The following is a 6,453-nucleotide window of genomic DNA, read 5'->3' on the forward strand; positions in this document are numbered from 1 at the left end:
TGGCTGTCCTGGACAAGATGTATGGCGTCTGCGTCCCGCATCCGCCCTAGCGTCCACAAACCACCCTGAGCGTACGGTCGCGACGTCTGCTTTAGGCGCTGGACCGCGTTAAGCAGCGCCGAACGGCGTGATGATCTGCTGGGCGCTAGCCCGCGCGATCAACTCGCCGTCGGGCCGGAAGAAGTCGGCCTCGACGTGGATGATCGACTTGGTCTTGGCCACGACGCGGCCTTCCAGGCGCAGCGGCTCGGCCTTGCCGACCCGGATGAAGTCGATCTTCAGGTTGCTGGTGCGGAAGGCGGCGTCGGCCGGCGCGGCGGTCATGGCGGCGAAGGCCAGGATCTGGTCGGCGAGGGCGGCGAGATAGCCGCCGAACAGCGAACCGTCGACGTTGAGCAGTTCGGGAGACGGTTGCCAGGTCTTCCTGGCCCAGCCCGGGCCCCAGGCGTCCAGCGCGCCCAGCTTCAGCGTCTGGACGACGGGCGGCAGGATCGCGTCGCCGGAGGCGAGTTGATCCAGCCGATCCGTCGCCCACGTCAAACCGAAACCTCGGCCTTGATGTGCGGGTGGGCCTGGTAGCCCTCGAGCTTGAAGTCCTCGTACTCAAACCCGAACAGGTCGCGCTTGTCGGCGATCGTCATGGTCGGGAAGTCGAAGGGCTCGCGGGTCAGCTGCTCGCGGGCCTGGTCGAGGTGGTTCAGGTAGAGGTGCGCGTCGCCGAAGGTGTGGACGAACTCGCCCGGCTCCAGGCCCACGACCTTGGCGACCATCAGGGTCAGCAGGGCGTAGGAGGCGATGTTGAACGGCACGCCCAGGAAGACGTCGGCGCTGCGCTGGTAGAGCTGGCACGACAGCTTGCCGTCGGCCACGAAGAACTGGAACAGGCAGTGGCAGGGCGGCAGGGCCATGTCGTCGACGTCGGCCGGGTTCCAGGCCGAGACGATGTGGCGGCGGCTGCTGGGATTGGTCTTCAGGTTCTCGACGAGAACGGCGATCTGGTCGATCACACGGCCGTCGGGCGCGGCCCACGAGCGCCACTGCTTGCCGTAGACGGGGCCGAGGTCGCCGTTCTCGTCGGCCCACTCGTCCCAGATCCGTACGCCGTTGTCCTTCAGGTAGGCGATGTTGGTGTCGCCCTTCAGGAACCAGAGCAACTCGATGATGATCGAGCGCAGGTGCAGCTTCTTGGTCGTCAGGACCGGGAAGCCCTTGGCGAGATCAAAGCGGATTTGCCGGCCGAACACGCCGAGCGTGCCGGTGCCCGTGCGGTCGCCGCGCTGGACGCCGTGGTCGAGGATGTCGCGCAGCAGATCCAGATACTGCCGCTCGGGGTGGTCGGCGGCGGCTTTCGGAGCGTCGAGGACGGCGGTGATCATGTGGACGACTTTGGGGGCGAATCGCACCGTTGAACACTGCGGCGCCGGAAGCGATCCACAGGTGGGCGTCGGTTATCCCGATGTCAGAACCCCTCCCCCTTGCGGGGAGGCGCAGGGGGGGGCAGCGCTGGCCTTGGCCGGCTCGGAGCAGCACCCCCATCCCCAACCCTTCCCCGCAAGGGGGAAGGGGGCCCGCCGTGGACTACTTGCTGGGCGCGAGGCCCGTGTTCAGCACCCAGCCGACGTTGTCGTTCTCGTCGGCCACTTCCCACCACAGCTCCTGCTGCTTGCCGGTCGGATAGACGATGGCGCCGGCGGGCAGGGTGCGGATCAGCTTGCCGCCGGCGACCGGGGTGGCGCGCAGGGCGACGGGGCGCTGGGCGGTGAAGGTCTTGGCCGGCGCGGCCGCGGCGGCCGGACCGGCCTCCGACAGCAGGCCCAGGTCGCCGATCATCTTCGAATAGGCGTTGATGAACGACAGGGTGATGATGCGGCCGATGTCGGTGTCCTCGTAGCCGCCGCCGACCGCGCCGGCGAAGCCCAGGCCGCCGCCCGCGCCCCAGCCGATGTCGTTCTTCACCGCGTAGCCTTCGGCGACCGACATCGTCTCGGTCGTGCGGACGTTGGTCAGCGACAGGACGGTGTTGGCTTCCAGCTTCTTGGTCTTGAGGCCGCCGACCAGGCCGCCGACGCGGCCGCCGATCATGCCGCCGATGGCGCCGGCCACCGCGCCGCCGCCGACATTGCTGTTGCTGCCCTGGACCTCGGCGACCAGCACGTAGTCGGCCGCCTTCACCTGGCCCTGGCCGACGTTCGAGCCGCGCTGCAGGCCGAGGTTGCCGCCGATGTTGCGCTCCTTCTCGGCCGCGCTGAGGCCCGCGCCCCGGTCGACCAGGTTGAAGCAGCCCGAGCGCTGGACGATGGCGCGCAGCACCTTCTGCGGCGAGGCCAGGTTGTACTGGGTCCAGCCGCTGGAATCGTCACCGTCGACGATCGACAGCGTGCCCAGCTTGCGCGCGCAGCGCGGGACCTCGCCAGACGCCTGGGTCTGCATCTGCTGACCCTTGCTGGCCTTGGCCTGGGCGAAGCCGGTGGCGGGCGTGATGGCGGAAAGCGCCAGGCCGACGACCAGCGCGCTGCGGAAGGCTTTCATATCTTGGCATTCCCCGAACAAATGAGCGGGCGCACTCGTACAGGTGAATTTCCGCAAAGCAAAGTTACGGCGCCGTTAGCCAGCGAAGCCGCCTTCATCCAGGAATTCCTGCTCGGCCGCCGTCGTCTCGCGGCCCAGGCCCCCGTTTCGGTGCGGGAAACGCCCGAACCTGGCGATGATGTCGCGGTGCAGGAGCGCCCACTTCATCGACTCCTCGTCGCCGGTGTCGGCTTGCAGGCCGGCGAACAGCTGGACGCTGAACTCCTGGTCGACCAGTGATTCCGAGTGCTCGAATGGGAGGTAGAAGAAGGGACGCAGCGTCGGCTCGATGGCGGGGTCGTGATCGTGGCCGGCGGCGATGGCGGCGCGGGCGAACATGCGGGCCAGCGGATCGGTCGCGAAGGCGTGCGGCGTGCCGCGGAACATGTTGCGCGGGAACTGGTCCAGCAGGATCAGCAGGGCCAAGGCGCCCTCGGCCGTGTCGGCCCAAGCGTCATAGCGGCGCATCGAGGCCCGGTAGTGGGTCTGCTCGAACTTCAGCGCGATGGCGGAGTCGAACGCCGCGTCCTTGGCGAACCACTTGGCCGGGCCGGCATGGCGCCAGAAGCTGACGATGTCGTTGGGATGCGCGGCCATCGTGTCTCCACCGTCCATGTTCAAGCTCGGTTCATCGGGCGAGTCCGAGACTGCTATCAAGGGACAAGCCCGGGCCTGCCATCAAGGCCCTTCGGAGCAAGACATGAGACGTGTGATCACGACCGCCCTGGCGCTTTCGTTGCTGGCGGGCGCGGCCCAGGCCGGGGCGGCGGGGGCGGTGGTCGCTCAGCAACAGCAGCAGCGCGAACAGCAGCCGCGGGACGCGGGGCCTCGGCCAGATCGCGGCGACCGAGGCGACCGCTGGGGAGATCGCGGCCCGCGCCAGCCCGACGGCGGCTGGAACCGGGGTGATCGTCCGCAGCCGCCGCAAGGGCAGCCTCCGCAGGCTCAGCCTCAGCCCTCGCGTCCGGACGGCGACCGAGACCGCAATCGCGGCGGCGACGATCGTCGGGGCGGCTGGGACCGCAACGACAACAACCGCCCCGGCTGGCAGGACCGGGATCGTGATCGCGACCGCAATGACTACCGCTGGAACGACAAACGCGATCGGGACCGCAACGACTACCGCTGGAATGACAACCGCAGCTGGGAATGGAACGACCGAGGCCGCGACCGCTACCGGGATCGCGACCGTGGGCGGCCGCACTACCACCGCTATACCTATCGTCCGTTCTACTCCGCGCCGCAGCGCTATCGCGCGCCGGTCTATCGCTATCCGCGCGGCTGGTACGTGAGGGCCTGGTCGTTCGGCGACTATCTGCCGGGCGGCTGGTACGGCAGCTCGTACTATCTCGACGCCTGGCGCTACGGCCTGCCGCAGCCGCCGATCGGCTGCGAGTGGGTGCGGGTCGGCGACGACGCCATCCTGGTCGATATCTGGAGCGGTCAGGTTCTGAGCGTCTGGCGCGATCTCTTCTGGTGATCCGCCGAAGGCCGGGTGAGGGGGCGGAGGAGTGATCCTCCGCCCCTTTTTCATGTGCGTCGCGCGGGTTTTTTCACCCCGTGATGGCGAAGCCGCGAACCTCCGCCTAAAACGGGGTCGCGAAGGCTTCCGGATTTTGGCGTTCTGTCGGCTCCGCCTTGACGAAACGGCAAAAAAACGCTCAAACGCCCGGCCTTCGTCGCTCTTCCGTTGCGTTGGGCGACCCTGATCGACCAGTCCTGGAGAAAAAACATGCGCGTCTACTACGACCGCGACGCCGACATCGCCCGCATCCTGGACAAGAAGATCGCCATCGTAGGCTATGGCAGCCAAGGTCACGCCCACGCGCTCAACCTTCGCGACTCCGGCGCCAAGAACGTCGCCGTCGCCCTGCGCGCCGGCTCGCCGACCGCCAAGAAGGCGCAAGGCGAAGGCCTGAAGGTCATGACGGTGGCCGAAGCCGCCGCCTGGGCCGACATGATCATGATCCTGGCGCCGGACGAGCACCAGGCCGCGATCTACAAGAACGACATCGCCCCCAACATCCGTGACGGCGCGGCCCTGCTGTTCGCCCACGGCCTGAACGTCCACTTCGGCCTGATCGAGCCGAAGGACACCATCGACGTGCTGATGGTCGCGCCGAAGGGCCCGGGCCACACCGTGCGCGGCGAGTACCAGAAGGGCGGCGGCGTGCCGTGCCTGATCGCGGTGCACCACAACGCCACCGGCAACGCCCTCGACCTCGGCCTGGCCTACGCCTCGGCCATCGGCGGCGGCCGCTCGGGCATCATCGAGACCAACTTCCGCGAAGAGTGCGAGACCGACCTGTTCGGCGAGCAGGCCGTCCTGTGCGGCGGCACGGTCGAGCTGGTCCGCGCCGGCTTCGAAACGCTGGTGGAAGCCGGCTACGCGCCGGAAATGGCCTATTTCGAGTGCCTGCACGAGCTGAAGCTGATCGTCGACCTCATGTACGAGGGCGGCATCGCCAACATGAACTATTCGATCTCGAACACCGCCGAGTACGGCGAGTACGTGACGGGGCCGCGCATCATCACGCCGGAAACCAAGGCCGAGATGAAGCGCGTGCTGGAAGACATCCAGTCGGGCAAGTTCGTCCGCGACTTCATGCTGGAAAACCAAGTGGGCCAGCCCTCGTTCAAGGCCACCCGCCGCCGCGCGGCTGAGCACCAGATCGAGGAAGTCGGCGGTCGCCTGCGCGACATGATGCCCTGGATCGCCAAGAACAAGCTGGTCGACCAGGCCAAGAACTAAGAGCGCGATAGCCGAAAGCGGTCGCCGGTTTCGGCGGCCATCGCGCGACAAGCAAAAGGCTTTCAAGCCTTTAGCCTCAGTACCCAAAGCGTAAATCCCGCGAAGCCCTCGGCCCTCCCAGGCCGGGGGCTTTTCGTTTGCGGCTTGCACGCCGCAGTTCTCCGTGGATAAACTGAACCAAATGGTTCAGTATTCAGCCTCCCGCCTCGACGCCTCGTTCGCCGCCCTGTCCGACGCCACCCGGCGCGGGGTGCTGGAGGCGCTGGGTCGCGGCGAGGCGTCGATCACCGAGCTCGCCAACCGGTTCCAGATGACCCTGACAGGCATGAAGAAGCATGTCGCGGTGCTGGAGGCGGCGGGGCTGGTGACGACGGAAAAGATCGGCCGCGTCCGCACCTGCCGGCTCGTGACCAGTGGGCTGGAGGAAGAGGCCGCGTGGATCGAACGATACCGCCAGCGCTGGACCCTGCGGTTCGACGCGCTGGACGAGGTTGTCGAGGACTTGAAGCAGAGGGAGAGCGGGAATGTCGGGAAAGAATGAGACGGTCGTGACGCGCAAGTCGGACCGGGAGCTGGTCGTGACCCGCGTCTTCGACGGCCCGGTCAACCTGGTGTTCGAGGCCTGGTCCAAGCCCGAGCTCTTCCAGCGCTGGTGGGTCCCCAAGGCCCTGGGCGTGCCGCTTCGGGCCTGCGAGATGGATGTTCGCACCGGCGGCGGCTATCGCCTGGAGTTCGGGCTGGACGCGGCCAACAGCATGGCCTTCTTCGGCAAGTACACCGATGTCACCCCGCCCTCGCGCATCGTCTGGACCAACGAGGAGGGGGGCGAGATCTCGGTGACCACCGTCACGTTCGAGGACCAGGGCGGCCAGACGCTGCTGACGCTGAGCGAGCTCTATCCCAGCAAGGCGGCGTGCGACGAGGCTTTGCAGGGTTCGGCCCAAGGCTACCCCATGCAGTTCGAACAGCTGGACGAGCTGCTGGTCGAGCTGGTCGCCTGACGAGATGGTCTAGCCGGAGACGTCATTTCCCGTGTCATCCCGGCCGGAGCGCCGGGACCCAGGGGCGGCGCGCACGGCGCTCTTGCAACCCCTGGGTCCCGGATAGCCTCTGCGAGGCTTCCGGGATGACAC

The 6,453-nt window shown here is 67.5% G+C and carries 8 protein-coding genes; 4 read left to right on the forward strand and 4 right to left on the reverse strand.

Translation table 11 applies throughout. From position 1 onward, the window contains the following. Positions 1–108: 108 nt before the first annotated feature. The 4 genes from AX690_RS21700 to AX690_RS21715 all read right to left on the reverse strand — a co-directional run bounded on the left by AX690_RS21700 (position 109) and on the right by AX690_RS21715 (position 3,165). On the reverse strand, positions 109–540 hold the full coding sequence (locus AX690_RS21700; RefSeq protein ID WP_066730550.1) for a PaaI family thioesterase: 432 nt from the start codon (positions 538–540) through the stop codon (positions 109–111). Continuing rightward, entirely contained in the window at positions 537–1,376 is an 840-nt protein-coding gene (locus tag AX690_RS21705) for a thymidylate synthase (protein ID WP_066730551.1), read from the reverse strand. Before AX690_RS21705 ends, AX690_RS21700 begins: the two co-directional genes overlap by 4 nt. A 202-nt stretch (positions 1,377–1,578) precedes the next feature. Next, positions 1,579–2,529, reverse strand: a complete 951-nt coding sequence (locus tag AX690_RS21710; protein WP_066730552.1) for an SH3 domain-containing protein — start codon at positions 2,527–2,529, stop codon at positions 1,579–1,581. A gap of 75 nt (positions 2,530–2,604) precedes the next feature. Continuing rightward, the gene (locus tag AX690_RS21715) at positions 2,605–3,165 is read right to left on the reverse strand and encodes a DUF924 family protein (RefSeq protein ID WP_066730553.1); all 561 of its coding nucleotides are present in this window, start codon (positions 3,163–3,165) and stop codon (positions 2,605–2,607) included. A gap of 103 nt (positions 3,166–3,268) precedes the next feature. Here AX690_RS21715 and AX690_RS21720 point away from each other — a divergent pair, with 103 nt between their 5' ends. From AX690_RS21720 to AX690_RS21735, 4 genes are all read left to right on the forward strand, one after another. Continuing rightward, a complete protein-coding gene (locus AX690_RS21720; RefSeq protein ID WP_066730554.1) occupies positions 3,269–4,048 on the forward strand; it encodes an RcnB family protein in 780 nt (259 codons plus the stop codon). 252 nt (positions 4,049–4,300) lie between these two features. Next, positions 4,301–5,320: a ketol-acid reductoisomerase gene (gene ilvC / locus AX690_RS21725; protein ID WP_066730555.1), complete on the forward strand. Its 1,020-nt coding sequence runs from the start codon at positions 4,301–4,303 to the stop codon at positions 5,318–5,320. A gap of 181 nt (positions 5,321–5,501) precedes the next feature. After that, positions 5,502–5,861, forward strand: a complete 360-nt coding sequence (locus AX690_RS21730; protein ID WP_066730556.1) for a helix-turn-helix transcriptional regulator — start codon at positions 5,502–5,504, stop codon at positions 5,859–5,861. Further along, positions 5,845–6,321 (forward strand): SRPBCC family protein, encoded by a 477-nt coding sequence (locus tag AX690_RS21735; RefSeq protein ID WP_066730557.1) that lies wholly within the window; start codon positions 5,845–5,847, stop codon positions 6,319–6,321. The genes AX690_RS21730 and AX690_RS21735 overlap by 17 nt, the downstream gene beginning before the upstream one ends. Positions 6,322–6,453: the final 132 nt, after the last annotated feature.

Origin of the sequence: Caulobacter sp. CCH9-E1, from assembly GCF_001556515.1 — a bacterium.
GTDB lineage: Bacteria > Pseudomonadota > Alphaproteobacteria > Caulobacterales > Caulobacteraceae > Caulobacter.